This is a genomic window from Streptomyces sp. NPDC127595 (assembly GCF_042671685.1).
GTDB lineage: Bacteria > Actinomycetota > Actinomycetes > Streptomycetales > Streptomycetaceae > Streptomyces.
The window spans coordinates 59,058-79,226 of sequence record NZ_JBHXWK010000022.1; the positions used below are offsets into that span (position 1 = coordinate 59,058).

Below are 20,169 nucleotides of genomic sequence, written 5' to 3' on the forward strand. Positions count from 1 at the left end.
CATCATTTAGGGACATTGATGCGGCGAACAGGGGTCCTGAGGGGTGGTGGTCCTGAGAGGTTATTCGCCCCCTCCGCCCGGTCCCCCGAGAACGCGACCGACCACCAGGCGGCATCCTCGACCTCGAGCCCGGCGCGGAGGTCGAGACCGTGACCGACCCGCAGCGCACGCTTGGCCGCACGCAACCCCACCGGAGAGTTCCCCGCGATACGGGACGCCAGCGCGAGAGCCTCCGAGCGATCCCGCCCGGCGTCGACCAGCACATCGACAAGCCCCAACTCCCGCGCCTCGACAGCCTCCACCCGCCGCGCGGAGAAGATCAGCTCGGCCGCACGAGCGGCACCGACCCGCCGCGGCAGCAACTGCGTACCTCCCCCACCGGGAATCACCCCGACCGACACCTCGGGCAGCCCGACGACCGCCGTACGGTCCGCCACGATCAGATCGCAGGACAGCGCCAGCTCGAACCCACCCCCCAGCGCGAACCCATGGACGGCGGCAACGGTCGGCATCGGCAGCTCCAGGACCCCGGTGTACGCGGCCCGCGCGACCGGCCGCTGACGCACCAGCTCGGCGTCGCTGAAAGAGTTCCGCTCCTTCAGGTCGGCGCCGACACAGAAGGCCCGCTCATGGGTCGAGGTCAGCACGGTTACGCGTACGTCCTGGTCGGCGGCGAGCGCTTCGCAGGCACCGGCGAGGGACCGGGCCATGGCCGTGGACACCGCGTTCATGGCCTTCGGCCGGTCGAGGACGAGCTCCGCGACGTACCCGTGCCGCCGTACGACGACGAAATCCCCGAACCGCCGCTCGTCCCCTTGCTCCAGCTCCGCCATGACACCCTCCGGTTAACGCGGGTTAACAACCGACCCTCCGATCATCGCAGCAGTCGCCACCCACGGGAACCCGCCCCCTCGACCGCCGCCCACCCGTTCGAGTGACACCCGCCCGAACTCCCGGCCCCCGCCCTAGGGCCCGTCTGACAATTCCCGTCTGCCCCGCCCTCCGGGCGACGACGGGAATTGCCAGACGGGCCCTCGCCCGCCGCATAACGTGCGCACCGCCGCAGCGCATCGGGGAGCGCGGGCACCTTGGGGAGGTAGCAGTATGACGAACCTGGAGACGACACGCGGGCGCCATCGCAGGCCGCGCCCGCGGCGGGTGTTCGTTGCCGTAGGGGGACTGGCCCTGGCGGCAGGGGCGTTGAGCGTCGTACGGCTGGCGCCGGAGTCGGTGATCTGGGGCACGGGGGTCCCGGACGCCGAGCCGACGACGGGCACCGTCACCGACACGGCAGGCAATGCCGCCGCAACCGTCGGGGCCGTGCCCTCGGCGCACCCGGTGGCCGCCACGACGCCGGCCGTGATGGGCGGGGAGAGCGCGCTGCCGGCCCCTGGGGTGAGCCTCGCGCCCACCCCGGCACCGACGCCGACACGGCTGGTGGCGGGCCCGTCGACAGCGGTCACCGTCCCCGTGGGCGGTACGCCGGACGCGACCGGCATTCCCACCGGTCAGGCACCCGCTCCCGCGGCGCCGCAGCCACCGGTCGCAAGCACCGCCGCGCCCACCCCGAGCCCGACCACGCCCATGCCCATGCCCACGGCGAGCGCGAAACCCAGGCCTCCCGGCCTGTGCGTACCGATCATCGGGCTCTGTGTGGGCGGTCTGCAGCAGCCGCACTCCGCGCGCTAGGACTCGGAATCGCGGCGGGCGAGCAGCCAGGGCTCGACCACGCCGAGGCCGCGTACCGGGCGCTGCCACATCGGCTGGAGGGCGAAGCGGTAGGAGGGCGGTTCCTCGCCCTCCTTCTCCGCGGCGGCCGCGGCCTCGGCGGCCTCCGCCTCGGAGGCGGGCGCGTCGGCGGTACGGATGAGTTCCTCCGCGAAGGCGCCGTCCACCAGGACAGCGTCCCGTGGCGCTATCGAGGTGAGGCGGCTCGCGAGGTTCACCGTCGTACCGAACACATCACCCATGCGTGTGGTCACCGTGCCGAAGGCGATGCCGACGCGCAGTTCCGGCATGGTCTCGTCGTTCGCCATCGTCTCGATGAGGCGCAGCGCGATCTCGGCGGCCACCCCGGCGTCGTCGGCCGCGTACAGGACCTCGTCGCCGAGCGTCTTGATGAGCCGGCCCCCGTGCGCGGCCACCAGGTCCGCGGCGGTGGTCTCGAAGGCCTCGACCAGTTCGCCGAGTTCCTCCTCCTCCATGCGGCGGGTCAGCCGGGTGAAGCCGACGAGGTCCGCGAAACCGACGGCGAGACGGCGGTCGACCATCTCCTCGTCGTCCGCCGCCTGTACGACCCGGCCTGTCGCGGCCGCGAGTTGGCGGCGCCAGACGTAGACGATGAACTCCTCCAGCTCGGGCAGGAGCAGTTCGATCAGGGGGTACGTCACCTCGGTGCGCGTCATCCCCGGTTCCGGGGGCTCGGTCAGGCCCTCCAGGAAGGAGTCGATCTGCCATTCGGCGAGGCGGGCGGTGGTCTGGCCGGTGGAACGGGCCACCTGGACCGCCATCGCCTCGCTCAGCAGGCCCGCCTCGACGAGGCCCGCGAGGCGGCGCAGGGCGAGGACGTCGGCTTCCGTGAGCGCCTTGGCCTGGCCGATGTCGGCGAAGCCCATGGCGCGCCAGAAACGGGAGGCCAGTTCCATGGAGACGCCCGCGCTGCGGGCCGCCTGGAAGGGGGTGTAGCGGCGCTCGGCGCCCAGGATGAGCTGCTCCAGGCGTAGCGCCAGGGGGTCCTCGCCGGAGTCCTGGTCCTCGGGTGCGTCGTGTGCGTCCATCCGTGCGGGGGACGTGTGGGTGACCGACCCGGTGGTACGGCCCGGCTCGGCGTCGGGGGCGGGGTCTGCACCCGTACCGGAACCGGTGTCGTCGACGGTCACGCCTGCTGCCCTTCCGATCTGCCGCGGTCAGGTATCGACCGCGCTCAACTCTACGGCAGGTGTGGGCTGGCTCACTCCTGACCGCTGCGGCACGTGGAGCTGGGGGTGATGTTTTTCGCCCCCTACGCCCCCGCTGCACTGGTTTCAGCCCGTCCGGCGTTTGAGGACGAGCGCGTTCAGCGCGAAGCGGGGGTCTGGGGGCGGCAGCCCCCAGGAGCAAGGGACGGGCAGGGGCGGAGGGGGCGAAAACCCACCCTCACACCCCCCGCAGATGCACAATGTCCCCCGCGCCCACCGGCTCCTGCACCCCCTCCCCCGTGGCCAGTACCAACCGCCCGTCCCCGTCCACGGCCACCGCCTCCCCGCTGATCGACCGCCCCCCGGGCAGCTCGGCCCGCACCACCCGCCCGAGCGTCGCGCACCCCGCGGCGTACGCCTCCTGGAGCCCGGAGGCGACAGGGTCGCCGCCGACCGCGCGCCAGCGGTCGTACCACTCGGCGAGTGACCGCAGGACGGCGCGCAGGACCGTGTCACGGTCGGCGGTCGCCGCGCCCGCGAGGGCGAGGGAACCGGCCCCGGGCACGGGCAGCTCGTCCTCGCGGAGGGTGACGTTGATGCCGATGCCGATGACGACGGCGTCCGTCCCTGCGCGCTCGGCGAGGATGCCGCCGGTCTTGCGTTCCGCGCCGTCCACGGTCACCAGGAGGTCGTTGGGCCACTTGAGTGCCGTATCCACTCCGGCGGCCCGCGACAGCGCCGTCGCCGCCGCGACCCCGGTGAGCAGCGGCAGCCAGCCCCAGCGTGCGACGGGGACGGTGGCGGGCTTCAGCAGGACGGAGAAGAAGAGGCCGGAGCGAGCCGGTGCGGTCCACTGCCGGTCCAGGCGGCCGCGCCCGGCGTTCTGCTCCTCGGCGACCAGTACCGCACCCTCGGCGGCCTTCCCCCCGGTGGCGAGGGCGACAAGGTCGGAGTTGGTCGAGCCGGTGCGGGCGACCACCTCGATGCCGGACCAGAGGCTGCCGTCCCGTACCAGCGCCTTGCGCAGGGCAGTCGCGTTGAGCGGCGGACGGTCCAGGTCGGACCACCGGTTGTCGTTGGCGTCTGATGCATCTCGCGGCGTCATGCAACCCACCCTAGGTGTGGTAAACGCCGCACTGCCGAACCGTATCGGCGCCACTACCCTACGACTCAGTAGCAAGGCCTGAGCAGCACGGTCGGGCGGAACGCTCGGCAGTACACCTGAGCAGCGCCCCTGAGCAGCACTCTTGAGCAGCATTCTTGAGCATGTAACCCGCACGTCCCCACTGAGCAGGCAGGGAGCCGCATCCCGATGTCCGAGCCGGAAGAGCTGCACCACCCCGACATCCACACCACCGCCGGCAAGATCGCGGACCTGCAGCACCGCATCGACAAGGCGACGCACGCCGGCTCGGCACGCGCCGTCGAAAAGCAGCACGCCAAGGGCAAGTTGACGGCCCGTGAGCGGATCGAGCTGCTCCTCGACGAGACCTCCTTCGTCGAGTTCGACGAGTTCGCGCAGCACCGGTCCACGGACTTCGGCCTGGCGGACAACCGCCCGTACGGCGACGGTGTCGTCACCGGGTACGGCACGGTCGACGGCCGTCCTGTCGCGGTGTTCTCGCAGGACTTCACCGTCTTCGGCGGCGCCCTCGGCGAGGTCTTCGGCCAGAAGATCATGAAGGTGATGGACTTCGCGCTGAAGACCGGCTGTCCGGTCATCGGTATCAACGACTCGGGCGGCGCCCGCATCCAGGAGGGTGTCAGCGCGCTGGGCATGTACGGCGAGATCTTCCGCCGCAACACCCACGCGTCCGGGGTCATCCCGCAGATCTCGCTCGTCGTCGGCCCCTGCGCGGGCGGCGCGGTCTACTCGCCCGCGATCACCGACTTCACGATCATGGTCGACCAGACCTCGCACATGTTCATCACCGGGCCCGACGTCATCAAGACGGTGACGGGCGAGGACGTCGGCTTCGAGGAGCTGGGCGGCGCCCGGACGCACAACTCGGTGTCCGGCGTGGCCCACCACATGGCGGGCGACGAGAAGGACGCCATCGAGTACGTCAAGCAGCTGCTGTCGTACCTGCCGTCCAACAACCTCAGCGAGCCCCCGGTCTTCCCCGAGGAGGCGGACCTCACCGTCACCGACGAGGACCGCGAGCTGGACGTACTCGTGCCGGACAGCGCGAACCAGCCGTACGACATGCACACGGTGATCGAACACATCCTGGACGACGCCGAGTTCTTCGAGACACAGCCGCTGTTCGCGCCGAACATCCTCACCGGGTTCGGACGGGTGGAGGGCCGCCCCGTCGGCATCGTCGCCAACCAGCCGATGCAGTTCGCGGGTTGCCTGGACATCGACGCGAGCGAGAAGGCCGCGCGGTTCGTCCGGACGTGCGACGCCTTCAACGTCCCGGTCATCACCTTCGTGGACGTGCCCGGCTTCCTGCCCGGCGTCGACCAGGAGCACACCGGCATCATCCGCCGCGGCGCCAAGCTGATCTACGCCTACGCCGAGGCGACCGTCCCGCTCATCACGGTCATCACCCGCAAGGCCTTCGGCGGCGCGTACGACGTCATGGGCTCCAAGCACCTGGGCGCCGACCTCAATCTCGCCTGGCCCACCGCCCAGATCGCGGTGATGGGCGCGCAGGGCGCGGTCAACATCCTGCACAAGCGCACCATCGCGGGCGCCACGGACCCCGATGAGAAAGAGGCGACCCGGGCCCGGCTGATCCAGGAGTACGAGGACACACTCCTCAACCCCTACACGGCGGCCGAGCGCGGCTACATCGACGGCGTGATCATGCCGTCCGACACCCGCGCCCATGTCGTACGCGGCCTGCGTGCGCTGCGTACGAAGCGGGAATCACTGCCTCCGAAGAAGCACGGCAACATCCCCCTCTAGGCCCCCTGGGAGCGGTTATGACGATCAAGGTCGTACGGGGCAATCCGACCCCTGAGGAGCTGGCCGCCGCACTCGCGGTGGTCCGGGTGCGCGCCGCGGCGGCGGCTTCCGCGCCGTCCGGCGCGCCCGGGGCCGGTGACGCGTGGGCCGACCCGGCCCGTATCGCCACGCGCCGGCTGCCGCAGCCGGGCCCGACGGCGTGGGGCCGCACGTACTGGCCCGGTTAGAGCGGGACCGGCGGCGAGCACCGACTCCTGCACCTCCGCCGAAACGGTTCCGCTAGAGCAGTTCCGCAAGGGCTTCGGCCATCACCGCGTACCCCTTGTCGTTGGGGTGCAGGTGATCGCCGAAGTCGTACGCCGGGTGCAGCCGGTCCGGGTCGCCCGGATCGGCCAGTACGCGGTTCAGGTCCAGCGCCGCGTCCCACTCGCCCGCGCCCCGGATCCACTCGTTCACCTCGCGGCTCACCTTCGCCGCATGCTCGCCCCAGTGGTCGGAGCCGCCGAAGGGGAGCAGGGTGGAGCCGATCACCCGAAGGCCCCTCGCACGCGCCTGCCGTATCAACTCCCGGTAACCGTCGATGAGTTCGTCGGCCTCGACGACCGGCGCGGGCTTGTACGTGGGCTGTTCGTCGGTCTCGCTGAAGCCGATGTCGTTGAGCCCCTGGAGCACGACGAGGGTGTTCACGCCCGGGTGGTCCAGGACGTCGCGGCCGAGCCGGTGGACGCCCTTCTCGCCGTACCAGGCCGAGTCGTTGAGCAGCAGGTTCCCGCCGATGCCCGCGTTGAGGACGGGCCGCCCGGTGCATTCGGCGAGCGCGTCGGACCAGCGGCGGTTCGCGCCCGGGGTCGAGCCGAAACCGTCCGTGATGGAGTCCCCGAAGAGCGCCACGGCGTCCCGGCGGCCGGTGTCGACCTCGACGGCCGACAGGAAGTACCAGGACTCGGAGGACGCGCCGAAGGCCTCGCCCCGCGCGTCCATCAGGCGGTCGCCGGGGGCGCGGTGACTGGTCGCGAAGGCCTGCGCGTGGAAGGTCGCGGGGCCGGTGACGGCGTCGAGGTGGAGGGTGACAGTCACCGATTCCAGTGATTCCAGGGTGAGTTCGGCAGGGTCACTGACGGCGAGGCCGCGCGCGGGGATCTCTGCCGAGGCGGCCCCGCCGAAGGTGAGCCGCCGCACCGAACCGGGCTCGACGGCAGCCCCTTCGCCCGCGCGGGCCACGGTGGCGCCCGCGATCCGCAGCGGCGAGGTGCCGTACGCGTTGGACAGCCGGACACGGACCCGGTCGCCGCCCGCGGTGAGACGGACGGCCTGGCGCAGCGACTGGCGCCAGAAACCCTCCCGCGACCAGTTGGGGGTGAAGCCCTCGGCGGGGAGCTGGGGCGATGCGGTCCAGGCGGTGGTGAACACGGCAGCTGCCTCCATTTAATGGGGCCATTGTCCCTTTAGTGGTGAGCACGACGGTAGCAGGCGATGACACGCTAAAGAAACCCCAGACCCGTTTGTGCAAGTTGAGTACGCGTACTCAGGCGCCCGGCCGTCCGCCGTCGCACGATCGAAGACATGCTGTGGTCCGACCCCGAGAACGAGCCGCCCAAGGAACTCCGCGACACTCAGGACATGTTGCGGCGCCTGGGGGTTCTGGTGGCGTTGGCCATGGTGCTCGCGATGGTGGTGCTCGGAATCATGTGAGGCGCGATCACGGGAGGCACGATCATGCGAGGCGCGCCGATACCCTGATCACATGACTGATCAGCCGCCGCGCCGTCTCGTGCTCGCCTCGCAGTCCCCCGCCCGGCTCAACCTGCTGAGGCAGGCCGGCCTCGACCCCGAGGTGATCGTCAGCGGGGTCGACGAGGAAGCCGTCAGCGCGCCGACCCCCGCCGAACTCGCCCTCGCGCTGGCCGAGGCGAAGGCCTCCGTCGTGGCGGCGAAGCCCGAGGTGCAGGGCGCCCTGGTGATCGGCTGCGACTCGGTGCTCGACCTGGACGGCCAGGCGTACGGCAAGCCCGCCGACGCCGAGGAGGCCACCGCCCGCTGGAAGTCGATGCGCGGCCGCGCCGGGACCCTCCAGACCGGCCACTGCGTCTACGACACGGCGGCCAAGCGCTACGTCTCGGCGACCGCGTCCACGGTGGTCCACTTCGGCGATCCCAGCGACACCGAGATCGCCGCGTACGTCGCTTCGGGTGAACCCCTCTATGTGGCGGGGGCGTTCACCCTCGACGGTCGTTCGGCACCCTTCATCAACGGCATCGACGGCGACCACGGCAACGTGATCGGGATCTCGCTGCCGCTGGTACGCCGTCTGCTGGCCGAACTGGGCGTCGGAATCACCCAGTTGTGGACGCCCCGGGAGAAGTGATCAGGAGGCCGACGGGACCGGAGGGGCCGCGGGACCGGTGGCCGGCGCTCCTCCGTCGCCGTTGCCGCCCGTCTCGGGCACGGCGTCGGACGGGCCCTCCTGGCGGTCGAACGCCAGGAGCGTGAACACGATCAGCGCGAGCCCCACCATCAGGAAGGCGAAGGCCTCCCAGCCCACCAGACCCACCGTGAGCGTACCCAGCAGGCCATGCACCACCGCGGCGCTGATGAGCAGGATCCGTCCGAAGAGGCCCGGGGCCCGGTCTCGCACGGCGACGAGCAGGGCGGTGAGGCCGCACAGCGCGAAGTAGAGGCCGAAGACCACGCCTCCGGCCTTCGACGAGAGGGACATCATGTCCGGGTCGAGCCCCGCCAGGGACATGTCCTGGTTGTCGACGACCGTGCCGAGCAACCAGTTCAGCAGCGCGATGCCGATCGCCTCCACGAAGAGCACGATCGCCGCCACCCACGCCACCGGTCTGCGCACCACCGGTCCCCACCCGCTTCCGTGTGCTGTTACCCCTAGTACGTTCGAGCACCCTGAACGCTACTAACGGGTAAACCTCGGGACAAGGGTTCTGCCGAGGGCAAAGAATCATTGGGCCATTCGTAGGGACTCGACAAAGAAACCCTGTGGCACGCAGCACTGACGCACAGAGACCTTGACCACAGAGGAGGGCTAGGGTTCAGGGAAGGGATCCCGTGTGCCGTGGCGCGACAAGGGATTTCGCCGGTCGAGCGCGCCTCGAGTCACGCTCCGTGTGGGCAAGCTCACCATTGGGGACGGGTCGAAAGCTCGTGTCGGCTGTCCCTAAACTCGGCTTGTTTCAAGGAGGGAGCCATCGTGCGCAAGGTGCTCATCGCCAACCGTGGCGAAATCGCTGTCCGCGTGGCCCGGGCGTGCCGGGATGCCGGCATCGCGAGCGTTGCCGTCTACGCGGAACCGGACCGGGACGCTTCGCATGTCCGTGCGGCGGACGAGGCGTTCGCATTGGGCGGTGACACCCCGGCCACCAGTTATCTGGATGTCGCCAAGGTGCTGCAGGCCGCCAAGGATTCGGGGGCGGACGCCATCCACCCCGGTTACGGCTTCCTTTCCGAGAACGCGGACTTCGCCCAGGCGGTGCTGGACGCCGGCCTGGTGTGGATCGGCCCGCCGCCGCAGGCGATCCGCGATCTCGGTGACAAGGTCGCCGCCCGGCACATCGCCCAGCGCGCCGGCGCCCCGCTGGTGGCCGGCACACCCGACCCGGTGTCCGGCTCCGACGAGGTCGTCGCGTTCGCCGAGCAGCACGGCCTGCCCATCGCCATCAAGGCCGCCTTCGGCGGCGGCGGACGCGGTCTGAAGGTCGCCCGCACCCTCGAAGAGGTGCCGGAGCTGTACGACTCGGCCGTCCGCGAGGCGGTCGCCGCCTTCGGCCGCGGCGAGTGCTTCGTCGAGCGCTACCTCGACAAGCCCCGGCATGTGGAGACGCAGTGCCTGGCCGACTCCCACGGCAACGTGGTCGTCGTGTCCACCCGTGACTGCTCGCTCCAGCGCCGCCACCAGAAGCTCGTCGAGGAGGCCCCGGCGCCCTTCCTCTCCGACGCCCAGGTCGCCGAGTTGTACACCTCCTCCAAGGCGATCCTGAAGGAAGCCGGCTATGTCGGCGCGGGCACCGTGGAGTTCCTCGTCGGCACCGACGGCACGATCTCCTTCCTGGAGGTCAACACCCGTCTCCAGGTCGAGCACCCGGTCACCGAGGAGGTCGCCGGCATCGACCTCGTACGCGAGATGTTCCGCATCGCCGACGGCGAGGAACTCGGCTACGGCGACCCCGAACTGCGTGGCCACTCCTTCGAGTTCCGCATCAACGGCGAGGACCCGGGACGCGGCTTCCTGCCCGCCCCCGGCACGGTGACCGTGTTCGACCCGCCGTCGGGCCCGGGCGTCCGCCTGGACGCGGGTGTCGAGGCCGGCAGCGTCATCGGCCCCGCCTGGGACTCCCTGCTCGCCAAGCTGATCGTCACCGGCGCCACCCGCGAGCAGGCGCTCCAGCGCGCCGCCCGCGCGCTCGGGGAGTTCACCGTCGAGGGCATGGCCACCGCCATCCCCTTCCACCGCGCGGTCGTCAAGGACCCCGCGTTCGCCCCCGAACTGACCGGCTCCACCGACCCGTTCACGGTCCACACCCGGTGGATCGAGACCGAGTTCGTCAACGAGATCCCCGCCTTCGCCACCCCCGCCGACACCGAGGCGGAGGACGAGACGGACCGCGAGACGATCGTCGTCGAGGTCGGCGGCAAGCGCCTTGAGGTCTCGCTGCCCTACTCGCTGGGCATGTCGCTGGCCCGCACCGGTCTGGCGGCGGGCGCCAAGCCCAAGCGCCGGGCGGCGAAGAAGTCGGGACCGGTGGCCTCCGGCGACACCCTCGCCTCCCCCATGCAGGGGACCATCGTCAAGGTGGCCGTCGAGGAGGGCCAGGAGGTCAAGGAGGGCGACCTCATCGTCGTACTCGAAGCGATGAAGATGGAACAGCCCCTCAACGCCCACCGCTCGGGCACCGTCAAGGGCCTCACCGCCGAGGTCGGCGCCTCGCTCACCTCTGGCGCCGCGATCTGCGAGATCAAGGACTGACGGCCCTCGGATCCCACCCGCAGGAGATGGTCGTACGACACGGCTCTCAGGACCCGCCCGTACGAGACAGTCGTACGACACGGCCCTGAGGACCCACCCGTACAAGAGAGTCGTACGACATCCCGGAGCGCCTGTCGGACTGGAGAAGTCAGTCCGCCGGGCGCTTCGGCGTTCCTGGGCTCCCGGGCCCGGCGCCACCGCGGACGGTCAGCGGCGGCGCAGGTCCGCCACCCTCGCTCGCTCCCCGGGGGGCTGCTCGCCCAGGACCGTGGCCGAGCGCAACTGGGGTGCCGTGCCGGGGACCTGGCCGCGGCGCGGTCCGGGGAGCGGCATGTCCCGGCGTGGCGGGCGCCCCGCCGGGACGGGATCGCCTCCCGCGCCGCTGCCCGCGGACGATCCGGCGACCGCGATCTGTACGCCCTGGTCGGCCAGGGCCTGCAGTTCGGTGAGGGCACGGTCGTCATGGGCCGGGGGTTCGTCCGTGACCAGGCGGGTGATCAGATCGGTCGGGACCGTCTGGAACATCGTGTCCGTACCGAGCTTGGTGTGGTCGGCGAGGACGACGACCTCCGCGGCGGCCTGGACGAGCGCCCGGTCGACCGAGGCCGACAGCATGTTGGAGGTGGACAGGCCGCGCTCGGCGGTCAGTCCGCTTCCGGAGAGGAAGGCGCGGGAGACCCGCAGCCCCTGGAGGGACTGCTCGGCGCCCGAGCCGACCAGGGCGTAGTTGGAACCGCGCAGGGTGCCGCCGGTCATCACGACTTCCACCCGGTTGGCGTGGGCCAGCGCCTGGGCCACCAGGAGGGAGTTGGTGACGACGGTCAGCCCGGGTACCCGCGCGAGCCGGCGAGCCAGCTCCTGCGTGGTGGTCCCCGCGCCCACCACGATGGCCTCGCCCTCTTCGACAAGACCTGCGGCGAGATCGGCGATGGCCGTCTTCTCTGCGGTCGCGAGATGTGATTTCTGCGGAAAGCCGGATTCTCGCGTGAACCCGCCCGGCAATACCGCACCGCCATGCCGGCGGTCGAGGAGTCCTTCTGCCTCCAGTGCGCGCACGTCCCGCCGTACGGTCACTTCGGAGGTCTGGACGACGCGGGCGAGCTCACGGAGCGACACGGCCCCGTTCGCTCGCACCATTTCGAGGATCAATTGGCGACGTTCTGCAGCGAACACGAAACTGACAGTAACCCCAACGACCGTCTGCTTTCAGCAGTTTGCGCCGAATAACAGAAGTTGTTCGCATGGCAGGGCGCCAAGTGGTATACGCGCCTACTCGCGCCGCCTATGCCGTACGAATGGGCGGCAACTCCCCGTGACCAGCGGGGAGTCGCCGCTGGGGGTCAGCTGCCACCTTCGGTCTTCCTCGTGTGCAACTGCCGTGCCACCTCGGCGATCGAGCCCGACAGGGACGGGTACACGGTGAACGCGTTCGCGATCTGTTCGACCGTCAGATTGTTGTCGACCGCGATCGAGATGGGGTGGATCAGTTCCGAGGCGTGGGGGGAGACGACCACACCGCCCACCACGATCCCGGTGCCCGGGCGGCAGAAGATCTTGACGAAGCCGTCCCGGATGCCCTGCATCTTGGCGCGCGGGTTGCGCAGGAGCGGCAGCTTGACCACGCGGGCGTCGATCTTGCCCCCGTCGACGTCGGCCTGCGAGTAGCCGACGGTGGCGATCTCCGGGTCGGTGAAGACGTTCGAGGAGACCGTCTTCAGGTTCAGCGGGGCCACCGCGTCGCCGAGGAAGTGGTACATGGCGATGCGGCCCTGCATGGCGGCGACGGACGCGAGGGCGAAGATGCCGGTCACATCACCGGCGGCGTACACCCCGGGAGCGGAGGTCCTGGAGACCTTGTCGGTCCAGATGTGCCCGGAGTCCCTGACCTTGACGCCGGCCTCCTCCAGGCCCATCCCGCTGCTGTTCGGGATGGCGCCGACGGCCATCAGGCAGTGCGAGCCGCTGATGACCCGGCCGTCGGAGAGGGTGACCTCGACCCGGTCGCCGACCCGCTTGGCGGACTCGGCGCGGGAGCGCGCCATGACGTTCATGCCACGGCGCCGGAAGACGTCCTCCAGGACGGCGGCGGCATCCGGGTCCTCGCCGGGCAGCACGCGGTCTCGGCTGGATACGAGCGTGACGCGCGAGCCCAGTGCCTGGTAGGCGCCGGCGAACTCGGCGCCGGTGACACCGGAGCCGACCACGATGAGCTCGTCCGGGAGTTCGTCGAGGTCGTACACCTGGGTCCAGTTCAGGATCCGCTCGCCGTCGGGCTGCGCGTCGGGCAGCTCGCGGGGGTGCCCGCCGGTCGCGATCAGCACGGCGTCGGCGGTAAGGGCCTCCTCGGTGCCGTCGGCGGACCGGACGATCACCTTGCGGGAGCCGTCCAGGGCCTGCATGCCCTCCAGACGTCCGCGACCGCGCAGGACACGGGCGCCGGCCCGCGTCACGGAGGCCGTGATGTCGTGCGACTGTGCGAGCGCGAGGCGTTTCACGCGGCGGTTGACCTTGCCGAGGTCGACGCCCACCACCCGCGCCGGCGCGTCGATGGGTGGAGTGTCGTCGGCGACGATGATGCCGAGTTCCTCGTACGACGAGTCGAAGGTGGTCATCACCTCGGCCGTCGCGATGAGGGTCTTCGACGGGACGCAGTCGGTGAGCACCGACGCCCCGCCCAGACCGTCGCAGTCGACGACGGTCACCTCCGCGCCGAGCTGGGCGGCCACGAGGGCCGCCTCGTATCCGCCGGGTCCGCCACCAATGATCACGATCCGAGTCACGTACTCCATTGTCCCGCACGCCTCAAGGTGCTTCCGCCGCGGGGCCCGCGCGCCGCGTCATTCGAGCTCCTTCTGTTACGCGGAAGGCCCCGGCTGTTACGCGAGTGACCCACGTGATTGCTGCCGTACTCTCGACCCCATGTCGCTCTACGCCGCATACGCCGGCAATCTCGACCCGCGGCTCATGACGCGCCGCGCACCGCACTCGCCGCTGCGCGCCACCGGCTGGCTGAACGACTGGCGGCTGACGTTCGGGGGCGAGCACATGGGCTGGGAAGGGGCGCTGGCGACGATCGTCGAGGCACCGCGGTCCCAGGTATTCGTGACGCTGTACGACATCGCGCCCCTGGACGAGGACTCCATGGACCGGTGGGAGGGCGTGGGGCTCGACATCTACCGCCGGATGCGGGTGCGGGTGCACACCCTGGAGGGCGAGGAAGCCGCGTGGGTGTACGTCCTCAACGGGTACGAGGGCGGACTCCCCTCGGCGCGCTACCTGGGAGAGCTCGCCGACGCAGCCGAATCGGCCGGGGCACCTCATGACTATGTGATGGAGCTGCGCAAACGGCCTTGCTGAGCCGGGTGCGGCCACCTGCTGCCTGCGCGTTTGTCCGTCCCTTCGGGGAAATGCTCCCCCGGCGCTTGTTGGAAACGACAAGACAACGATCGCAAGACCGTGAGCTCTGTCATCTACGCGCGTAGGCCTGGACCAGCTACCCTCATGCGCGTGAACGCATCTCTTCTTCCGGACGACATCCAGGGCGACCCCCACGCCGCCGCCGACGCCGCCGCCACGCGCCTGCGTGAGCTCACGGGCGCCGAGACCCACGACGTCGCCCTCGTGATGGGCTCCGGCTGGGCGCCGGCCGTGGACGCGCTCGGCACACCCGAGGCCGAGTTCCTGGTCACCGAGCTGCCCGGGTTCCCCCCGCCGGCGGTCGAGGGCCACGGCGGCAAGGTCCGCTCGTACAAGACCGGCGACAAGAGGACCCTGGTCTTCCTTGGCCGTACCCACTACTACGAAGGCCTCGGTGTCGCCGCCGTCGCGCACGGTGTCCGTACCGCCGTCGCCGCCGGCTGCAAGACCATCGTGCTCACCAACGGGTGCGGGGGGCTGCGCGAGGGCATGCGGCCCGGGCAGCCGGTGCTGATCAGCGACCACATCAACCTGACGGCCACCTCGCCGATCATCGGCGCGAACTTCGTCGACCTCACCGATCTGTACTCGCCGCGGTTGCGGGCGCTGTGCAAGGAGATCGATGCGAGTCTGGAGGAGGGGGTGTACGCGCAGTTCCCCGGGCCGCACTACGAGACGCCTGCGGAGATCCGCATGGCGCGGGTGATCGGGGCCGACCTGGTCGGCATGTCGACCACCCTCGAGGCCATCGCCGCCCGTGAGGCCGGCGCCGAGGTGCTCGGCATCTCCCTCGTCACCAACCTCGCCGCAGGGATGACGGGCGAGCCGTTGAACCACGAGGAGGTTCTCCAGGCGGGCCGCGACTCGGCGACCCGGATGGGGGCGCTGCTCACCCAGGTGCTGGACCGGCTGTAGCTTTTTCGCCCCCTCCGCCCCTGCCCGTCCCTTGTTCCTGCGGGCTGCCGCCCCCAGACCCCCGCTTCGGCCTGAACGGCCTCGTCCTCAAACGCCGGACGGGCTGAACCCCGCGCAGCGGGGTCAAGGGACGGGCAGGGGCGGAGGGGGCGAAGAAACCGGGTACACAGCAACGTACGTACGAACGAAGACAGAGAGGCGCATCCCACGTGCAGGACGAACTCATCGCGCGGGCCGAGGCGTGGCTGGCCGAGGACCCGGACGCGGAGACCCGTGAGGAGCTCGCGAAGCTCATCGCCGCCGGGGACACGGCGGAGCTCACCGCACGCTTCAGCGGAACTCTCCAGTTCGGCACCGCAGGCCTGCGCGGCGAACTCGGCGCGGGCCCGATGCGGATGAACCGCGCCGTGGTCATCCGCGCGGCCGCCGGCCTCGCCGCGTACCTCAAGGGCAAGGGCGAGACGGACGGCCTGGTCGTCATCGGCTACGACGCCCGCCACAAGTCCGCCGACTTCGCCCAGGACACCGCCGCGGTCATGACCGGCGCGGGCCTGCGCGCCGCCGTGCTCCCGTACCCGCTCCCCACCCCCGTCCTCGCGTACGCCATAAGGCACCTCGGCGCGGTGGCGGGCGTGGAGGTCACCGCCAGCCACAACCCGCCCCGCGACAACGGCTACAAGGTGTATCTGGGCGACGGTTCGCAGATCGTGCCGCCGGCCGACGCCGAGATCGCCGCCGAGATCGACGCGGTCCGGGCGCTCGCGGACGTCCCCCGCCCGGACGGCGGCTGGGAGATCCTCGACGACGCCGTCCTGGAGGCCTATCTGGCCCGTACGGACGCCGTACTGGCCGCCGGTTCCCCGCGCACCGCCCGCACCGTCTACACCGCGATGCACGGCGTCGGCAAGGACACCCTCCTCGCGGCGTTCGCGCGGGCCGGCTTCCCGGAGCCCGTCCTCGTCGCCGAACAGGCCGAACCGGACCCGGACTTCCCGACGGTCGCGTTCCCGAACCCCGAAGAGCCCGGCGCGATGGACCTCGCCTTCGCGAAGGCCCGCGAGACCGAGCCGGACCTGATCATCGCGAACGACCCGGACGCGGACCGCTGCGCCGTGGCCGTCAGGGACGGTGCCGGCTGGCGGATGCTGCGCGGTGACGAGGTGGGCGCACTGCTCGCCCAGCACCTCGTGAAGCGCGGCGCGCGCGGCACCTTCGCCGAGTCGATCGTCTCCTCCTCGCTGCTGGGGCGGATCGCCGAGAAGGCGGGGCTGCCGTTCGAGGAGACGCTCACCGGCTTCAAGTGGATCGCCCGCGTCGAGGGCCTTCGGTACGGGTACGAGGAGGCGCTCGGCTACTGCGTCGACCCCGACGGCGTACGCGACAAGGACGGCATCACGGCGGCGCTGCTGATCACGGAGCTGGCTTCGGAACTCAAGGAGCAGGGGCGCACGCTCCTCGACCTCCTCGACGACATCGCCGTCGAGTACGGCCTGCACGCCACCGACCAGCTCGCGGTCCGTGTCGAGGACCTCTCGGTGATCGCGAACGCCATGCAGCGCCTGCGCGAGCGGCCGCCCACGCGGCTCGCGGGCCTGGCGATCACCGGGGCCGAGGACCTCACGAAGGGCACGGACACGCTGCCCCCCACGGACGGGCTGCGCTACACCCTTGAGGGCGCGCGCGTCATCGTCCGGCCCAGCGGGACCGAGCCGAAGCTGAAGTGCTACCTGGAGGTCGTGGTGCCCGTCGCCTCGCACGAGGGGCTCGGCGCTGCGCGGGCGAAGGCGGCCGAGCTGCTGGCCGCCGTCAAGCGGGACCTGTCGGCCGCCGCGGGCATCTGACCCGTACGGGGACACCTGTCGCGCGCCTGCTCCGGTGTGCTCAAGTGCCCCTTGGTTCACGGGGAGTTGGGCTGTCGCTTGCTCCTGAGACGACGAGACCGAGGGCGGCCGGTACGGGTACGCCGGCGATCCAGGTCTCCGGGGTGGGCGGCCATGGTGAGCGGGGCCGCCCCCAGCGGGCCCTGCGACCGGAGGAAGACCGAGAGGCAGGCGGCGATATCCGGGGCATGCCCTGCCGGCGGACGTTGTGGCGCCACTGTTCGACCGCGTTGGCGCTCCAGGTCGAGCGGAGTCCGCTGATCTTCGCGTAGGTGGCCGCGAAGGCGTCCGGCGTTTCGACGGCCGGCAGCGCACAGACCACGGCGCCGAACAGCGCCGTCGCCTGGTACACGCGGACGGGTACGGCCGTGCCCTCAGCAAGGCATTCGCGTACGTACCTCACGCCCTGGACGGTCGGCCTACGTCATCGCCCCTGGGCCATCGCTCCTCGACCACTCACCCCATGGCCAGCAGAACCACCAGCAACACGGCCCCGGCAATCGCAGGGCCGACGATCTCGTACGCCCATCGCACGGTCACCTCGCCCTGCGCGCTCTCCGCGTCCCGCCGCGTCTCCCGGAGCTCGCGCAGTTCGTGCATGATCCGGTCGGTCTCCGCCAGCGCCGGCCCGGACGGTTCGGCTGCCGGACCTCCAAGGCCGCCGAACCCGAAGCCTCCCAGCCCGCCACCACCCCGGCGCTTCCCGGCCGCGCCGGCGGCCCCCCGCGCCTCACGCTGGGCCGCCTTCTTGCGTCCGCGCAGCGACACCGGCACCGCCCACAGCTGGAACTTCCGGCCGGTCTGGTCGACGACCTCGTTCGAGTAGCCGGAGCGCAGTCCGGCGACCTGGCCCCAGGGCAGCACGATCGCGCGGAGCGGGTTGCGGATGCTCAGCCGGTCGGCGTTGGCGTAGACGGCCGGACGCAGGGTGAACGCGACGACCAAGGGCACGATGAGGATCATCGCGGCGAGTGCCAGCCAGGGGGTGCGGTCCTGGCCGGAGACCAGCGCGTCGATGCCGAGCCAGCCCACGAGGGCCAGCAGCAGGGCGCCGCCCGCCATGCCGGCGGGCGACCGGTAGATCCGGTCCTTCGACTCGGGTCGCGAGGCGTCCGGCGTGGGTGACTGGTGATCCGGGGTCGTCATACCCCGATTCTGCCCGACGCGTCCCCCGTCCCCCTGCCCGGTGCCTCGCACCTTCCCGGGCACCCGGTGCGGGCCTGCGACCAGAGCCTTCTTTCGCCCCCTCCGCCCCTACCCGTCCCTTGCTTCCTGGGGGCTGCCGCCCCCAGACCCCCACATCGCGCAGAACGCGCTCGTCCTCAAACGCCGGACGGGCTGAAGAGTGCCGCCCCCACGGGTGAGTGGCTGACCGGGATGGCACCGCCTCGCGGCCAAACGCTGGACGGGCTGAAAGATCTACCTCACCCCTCGTAATGGCCCTCGTCGAGCTTCTTCTCGCCGTGCAGGGTGAACAGCCGAATGCTCTTGTCCATCTCCGTACTGAACACCGTCAGATGGACGTTCAGCGTGCCGCTGATGTCGTATCCGCCGTACACCGTCCAGGCGAGGACGACGTCGCCGGTGCTGCTCGGGGTCTTGCCGGGGGCCGCGGTCACTGTCCCGGTGGCGGCGCCTGTCGCCGCGACCCGGGCGTATGGGGCGATGTCGAGGGTGACGTCGGCGGCCCCGTAGAGCCCGACCGACGCCTCGGCGCCCAACGTGGCCTTCGCGTTGCCCGCGCTCGTCACCGCCGACTTCACCGGGCTGACAGCCATCGAGGCCTTGTTCACCGGGCTCCAGCCGGTCGCGCGGCTGTAGCTGCCGCCGGCCGTGAAATCGCCGGTGGCGCTCTGCGAGACGCGGACGCTGACCTTGCCGTCGGCGTCGACCTGGTAGTAGAGGACGTAGCCGAGGTTGACCACGACGGGCACCGGGCCGACGTAGATCACGACGTCGGTGTGCAGTTCGGCGAACGGCACCTTGGTGCCCTTCTGCGTGGCGGACGCCTGCCCGTCCAGTTCCCACTGCGAGGACCAGTCACCGGACAGGCCGATGTACGCGGAGGCCGGCTGCCCGTCGGCGCCGGCGGTGCTGCCGTCGTAGGCGAACTCGACCTCGGGCGTCAGCTCCACGTATCCCTTGACCGACGCCTTGGCGGACGCGGGGGCGCCGGAGGCGGTCGCCACCGAGTCGCTGACGTCGACCCGGATCGTCCCCAGCGGCACATCCGCCCCCTTCGAACCGAAGGTGGCACCGCTGCCCTTCTTCCCCGAAACGGTCACGTCCGCGTCGAGCGCCTTGACCGTGACGGAGGACGGATCCACCGCCGCCGTCTCATCGACCTTGCTCTTTCCCAGCAGTTCGCGGAGCGTGGCCGGCTCGGTCGCGACCTCCGTGCCCGTGGTCGTCCCGCCCAGCACCCGGGTGACCTTGACCAGCAGGCCGTCCGGCGCCGACGGCACCGGCGCACTGGCCAGGACGTCGCCGACGACGACGGCCGCGGGCTTCGAATCACCGTCCGAAACCACGGCCCGCCCGCTCTTCGCGTCGTACGAGGTCACCTTCAGCGACGACTTCTGCGACGACCGGTCCCCCGCCTCGGCCGAGCCGCCCTTGTCCGTGGTCCCCGCCCCGGTGGCTGTCGAACCGGCGGCCCCGGTGACAGCGGCGGAAGGGGAAGACACGGCTCCGGCCACCGCCACCGCCTCGCCATCGGCCGCCCCGGTCTGCGTTCCAGCCCCTTGCGCCGCCGTTACCCCTGCCGCAGAGCACCCCGTCACGGTCAAGGTCGCAGCCGTCACGGCCGAAATCAGCACGTTCCGCACACCGTTGCGCACGTCAGATCCTCTGAAGAAAGGGCAGCGATCGAATTACCTGCCCAGCGATGTGCATGACCATTACATGCACACCCCTGGGCAGATAAGTGCCCTACACACAACGCACACGATGACTTACCTCACACCAACCGACCAAGGCCGCCCAAACACCCCACCTCCCCACCCACGGACGGGCAAGTCCACCCCCGGCCTCGGACGCACCCAAGCCCCCACCGCCACCACCACCGGGCCGCACCCGGAAGACGGCGGAAGGGGCCGGGGGCCGGTACATCAAATGCCCGTCGCGTACGCCCGCCTCACCGGACCCCCACCCCACTGCCCGACG

At 70.9% G+C, this 20,169-nt stretch carries 19 protein-coding genes; 9 read left to right on the forward strand and 10 right to left on the reverse strand.

Annotation, left to right across the window (positions count from 1 at the left end; translation table 11 throughout):
• Positions 1-2: 2 nt before the first annotated feature.
• Entirely contained in the window at positions 3-833 is an 831-nt protein-coding gene (locus tag ACFVKT_RS39425; protein ID WP_385741560.1) for an enoyl-CoA hydratase/isomerase family protein, read from the reverse strand.
• Between the two features lie 271 nt (positions 834-1,104).
• Between ACFVKT_RS39425 and ACFVKT_RS39430 the strand changes: the two genes are divergently transcribed.
• On the forward strand, positions 1,105-1,689 hold the full coding sequence (locus ACFVKT_RS39430) for a hypothetical protein (protein WP_385741562.1): 585 nt from the start codon (positions 1,105-1,107) through the stop codon (positions 1,687-1,689).
• Here the strand turns inward: ACFVKT_RS39430 and ACFVKT_RS39435 are convergent.
• Both ACFVKT_RS39435 and ACFVKT_RS39440 read right to left on the reverse strand, forming a co-directional pair.
• On the reverse strand, positions 1,686-2,879 hold the full coding sequence (locus ACFVKT_RS39435) for an adenylate/guanylate cyclase domain-containing protein (protein WP_385741565.1): 1,194 nt from the start codon (positions 2,877-2,879) through the stop codon (positions 1,686-1,688). The genes ACFVKT_RS39430 and ACFVKT_RS39435 overlap by 4 nt on opposite strands.
• 256 nt (positions 2,880-3,135) lie before the next feature.
• Positions 3,136-4,002 carry a biotin--[acetyl-CoA-carboxylase] ligase gene (locus tag ACFVKT_RS39440; RefSeq protein WP_385741568.1) on the reverse strand — a complete coding sequence of 289 codons (867 nt, stop codon included), beginning with the start codon at positions 4,000-4,002 and terminating at the stop codon, positions 3,136-3,138.
• 207 nt (positions 4,003-4,209) lie between these two features.
• On the opposite strand from ACFVKT_RS39440, the gene ACFVKT_RS39445 reads away from it, so the two are divergent.
• Together ACFVKT_RS39445 and ACFVKT_RS39450 are read left to right on the forward strand one after the other, a co-directional pair.
• The gene (locus tag ACFVKT_RS39445) at positions 4,210-5,811 is read left to right on the forward strand and encodes an acyl-CoA carboxylase subunit beta (protein ID WP_385741571.1); all 1,602 of its coding nucleotides are present in this window, start codon (positions 4,210-4,212) and stop codon (positions 5,809-5,811) included.
• A gap of 17 nt (positions 5,812-5,828) precedes the next feature.
• Positions 5,829-6,038 carry an acyl-CoA carboxylase epsilon subunit gene (locus ACFVKT_RS39450; RefSeq protein ID WP_385741574.1) on the forward strand — a complete coding sequence of 70 codons (210 nt, stop codon included), beginning with the start codon at positions 5,829-5,831 and terminating at the stop codon, positions 6,036-6,038.
• 52 nt (positions 6,039-6,090) lie between these two features.
• Here ACFVKT_RS39450 and ACFVKT_RS39455 read toward each other — a convergent pair whose 3' ends face one another.
• Entirely contained in the window at positions 6,091-7,221 is a 1,131-nt protein-coding gene (locus ACFVKT_RS39455; protein ID WP_385741576.1) for an SGNH/GDSL hydrolase family protein, read from the reverse strand.
• 153 nt (positions 7,222-7,374) lie between these two features.
• Between ACFVKT_RS39455 and mmpB the strand changes: the two genes are divergently transcribed.
• Both mmpB and ACFVKT_RS39465 read left to right on the forward strand, forming a co-directional pair.
• The gene (gene mmpB, locus ACFVKT_RS39460) at positions 7,375-7,503 is read left to right on the forward strand and encodes a morphogenic membrane protein MmpB (RefSeq protein ID WP_385741579.1); all 129 of its coding nucleotides are present in this window, start codon (positions 7,375-7,377) and stop codon (positions 7,501-7,503) included.
• 52 nt (positions 7,504-7,555) lie between these two features.
• Positions 7,556-8,176: a Maf family protein gene (locus ACFVKT_RS39465; protein ID WP_385741582.1), complete on the forward strand. Its 621-nt coding sequence runs from the start codon at positions 7,556-7,558 to the stop codon at positions 8,174-8,176.
• Here the strand turns inward: ACFVKT_RS39465 and ACFVKT_RS39470 are convergent, their stop codons facing one another.
• On the reverse strand, positions 8,177-8,665 hold the full coding sequence (locus ACFVKT_RS39470; protein ID WP_385741585.1) for a hypothetical protein: 489 nt from the start codon (positions 8,663-8,665) through the stop codon (positions 8,177-8,179).
• Positions 8,666-9,019: 354 nt separating this feature from the next.
• Here ACFVKT_RS39470 and ACFVKT_RS39475 point away from each other — a divergent pair, with 354 nt between their 5' ends.
• Positions 9,020-10,792 (forward strand): acetyl/propionyl/methylcrotonyl-CoA carboxylase subunit alpha, encoded by a 1,773-nt coding sequence (locus ACFVKT_RS39475; RefSeq protein WP_385741588.1) that lies wholly within the window; start codon positions 9,020-9,022, stop codon positions 10,790-10,792.
• Between the two features lie 207 nt (positions 10,793-10,999).
• Here ACFVKT_RS39475 and ACFVKT_RS39480 read toward each other — a convergent pair whose 3' ends face one another.
• Both ACFVKT_RS39480 and ACFVKT_RS39485 read right to left on the reverse strand, forming a co-directional pair.
• A complete protein-coding gene (locus ACFVKT_RS39480; RefSeq protein WP_385741591.1) occupies positions 11,000-11,965 on the reverse strand; it encodes a DeoR/GlpR family DNA-binding transcription regulator in 966 nt (321 codons plus the stop codon).
• Between the two features lie 167 nt (positions 11,966-12,132).
• A complete protein-coding gene (locus ACFVKT_RS39485; protein WP_385741594.1) occupies positions 12,133-13,581 on the reverse strand; it encodes an NAD(P)H-quinone dehydrogenase in 1,449 nt (482 codons plus the stop codon).
• Positions 13,582-13,711: 130 nt separating this feature from the next.
• Between ACFVKT_RS39485 and ACFVKT_RS39490 the strand changes: the two genes are divergently transcribed.
• The 3 genes from ACFVKT_RS39490 to ACFVKT_RS39500 all read left to right on the forward strand — a co-directional run bounded on the left by ACFVKT_RS39490 (position 13,712) and on the right by ACFVKT_RS39500 (position 16,965).
• On the forward strand, positions 13,712-14,149 hold the full coding sequence (locus tag ACFVKT_RS39490; protein ID WP_266455309.1) for a gamma-glutamylcyclotransferase: 438 nt from the start codon (positions 13,712-13,714) through the stop codon (positions 14,147-14,149).
• Between the two features lie 150 nt (positions 14,150-14,299).
• Positions 14,300-15,124 carry a purine-nucleoside phosphorylase gene (locus tag ACFVKT_RS39495; RefSeq protein WP_385741597.1) on the forward strand — a complete coding sequence of 275 codons (825 nt, stop codon included), beginning with the start codon at positions 14,300-14,302 and terminating at the stop codon, positions 15,122-15,124.
• Positions 15,125-15,333: 209 nt separating this feature from the next.
• On the forward strand, positions 15,334-16,965 hold the full coding sequence (locus tag ACFVKT_RS39500) for a phospho-sugar mutase (protein ID WP_385741600.1): 1,632 nt from the start codon (positions 15,334-15,336) through the stop codon (positions 16,963-16,965).
• A gap of 40 nt (positions 16,966-17,005) precedes the next feature.
• Here ACFVKT_RS39500 and ACFVKT_RS39505 read toward each other — a convergent pair whose 3' ends face one another.
• The 3 genes from ACFVKT_RS39505 to ACFVKT_RS39515 all read right to left on the reverse strand — a co-directional run bounded on the left by ACFVKT_RS39505 (position 17,006) and on the right by ACFVKT_RS39515 (position 19,691).
• Positions 17,006-17,407 (reverse strand): hypothetical protein, encoded by a 402-nt coding sequence (locus ACFVKT_RS39505; protein WP_385741603.1) that lies wholly within the window; start codon positions 17,405-17,407, stop codon positions 17,006-17,008.
• A 53-nt stretch (positions 17,408-17,460) separates the two neighbouring features.
• On the reverse strand, positions 17,461-18,150 hold the full coding sequence (locus tag ACFVKT_RS39510; RefSeq protein ID WP_385741606.1) for a PH domain-containing protein: 690 nt from the start codon (positions 18,148-18,150) through the stop codon (positions 17,461-17,463).
• A 278-nt stretch (positions 18,151-18,428) separates the two neighbouring features.
• Positions 18,429-19,691 carry a hypothetical protein gene (locus tag ACFVKT_RS39515; protein WP_385741609.1) on the reverse strand — a complete coding sequence of 421 codons (1,263 nt, stop codon included), beginning with the start codon at positions 19,689-19,691 and terminating at the stop codon, positions 18,429-18,431.
• Positions 19,692-20,169: the final 478 nt, after the last annotated feature.

Bases quoted from the DNA above. Each gene is read 5' to 3' on its own strand.
- ACFVKT_RS39430 (WP_385741562.1), top strand. From the start codon at position 1,105: ATGACGAACCTGGAGACGACACGCGGGCGCCATCGCAGGCCGCGCCCG.
- ACFVKT_RS39485 (WP_385741594.1), bottom strand. From the start codon at position 13,581: ATGGAGTACGTGACTCGGATCGTGATCATTGGTGGCGGACCCGGCGGA.
- ACFVKT_RS39425 (WP_385741560.1), bottom strand. From the start codon at position 833: ATGGCGGAGCTGGAGCAAGGGGACGAGCGGCGGTTCGGGGATTTCGTC.
- ACFVKT_RS39510 (WP_385741606.1), bottom strand. From the start codon at position 18,150: ATGACGACCCCGGATCACCAGTCACCCACGCCGGACGCCTCGCGACCC.
- mmpB (WP_385741579.1), top strand. From the start codon at position 7,375: ATGCTGTGGTCCGACCCCGAGAACGAGCCGCCCAAGGAACTCCGCGAC.
- ACFVKT_RS39490 (WP_266455309.1), top strand. From the start codon at position 13,712: ATGTCGCTCTACGCCGCATACGCCGGCAATCTCGACCCGCGGCTCATG.
- ACFVKT_RS39465 (WP_385741582.1), top strand. From the start codon at position 7,556: ATGACTGATCAGCCGCCGCGCCGTCTCGTGCTCGCCTCGCAGTCCCCC.
- ACFVKT_RS39445 (WP_385741571.1), top strand. From the start codon at position 4,210: ATGTCCGAGCCGGAAGAGCTGCACCACCCCGACATCCACACCACCGCC.
- ACFVKT_RS39450 (WP_385741574.1), top strand. From the start codon at position 5,829: ATGACGATCAAGGTCGTACGGGGCAATCCGACCCCTGAGGAGCTGGCC.
- ACFVKT_RS39440 (WP_385741568.1), bottom strand. From the start codon at position 4,002: ATGACGCCGCGAGATGCATCAGACGCCAACGACAACCGGTGGTCCGAC.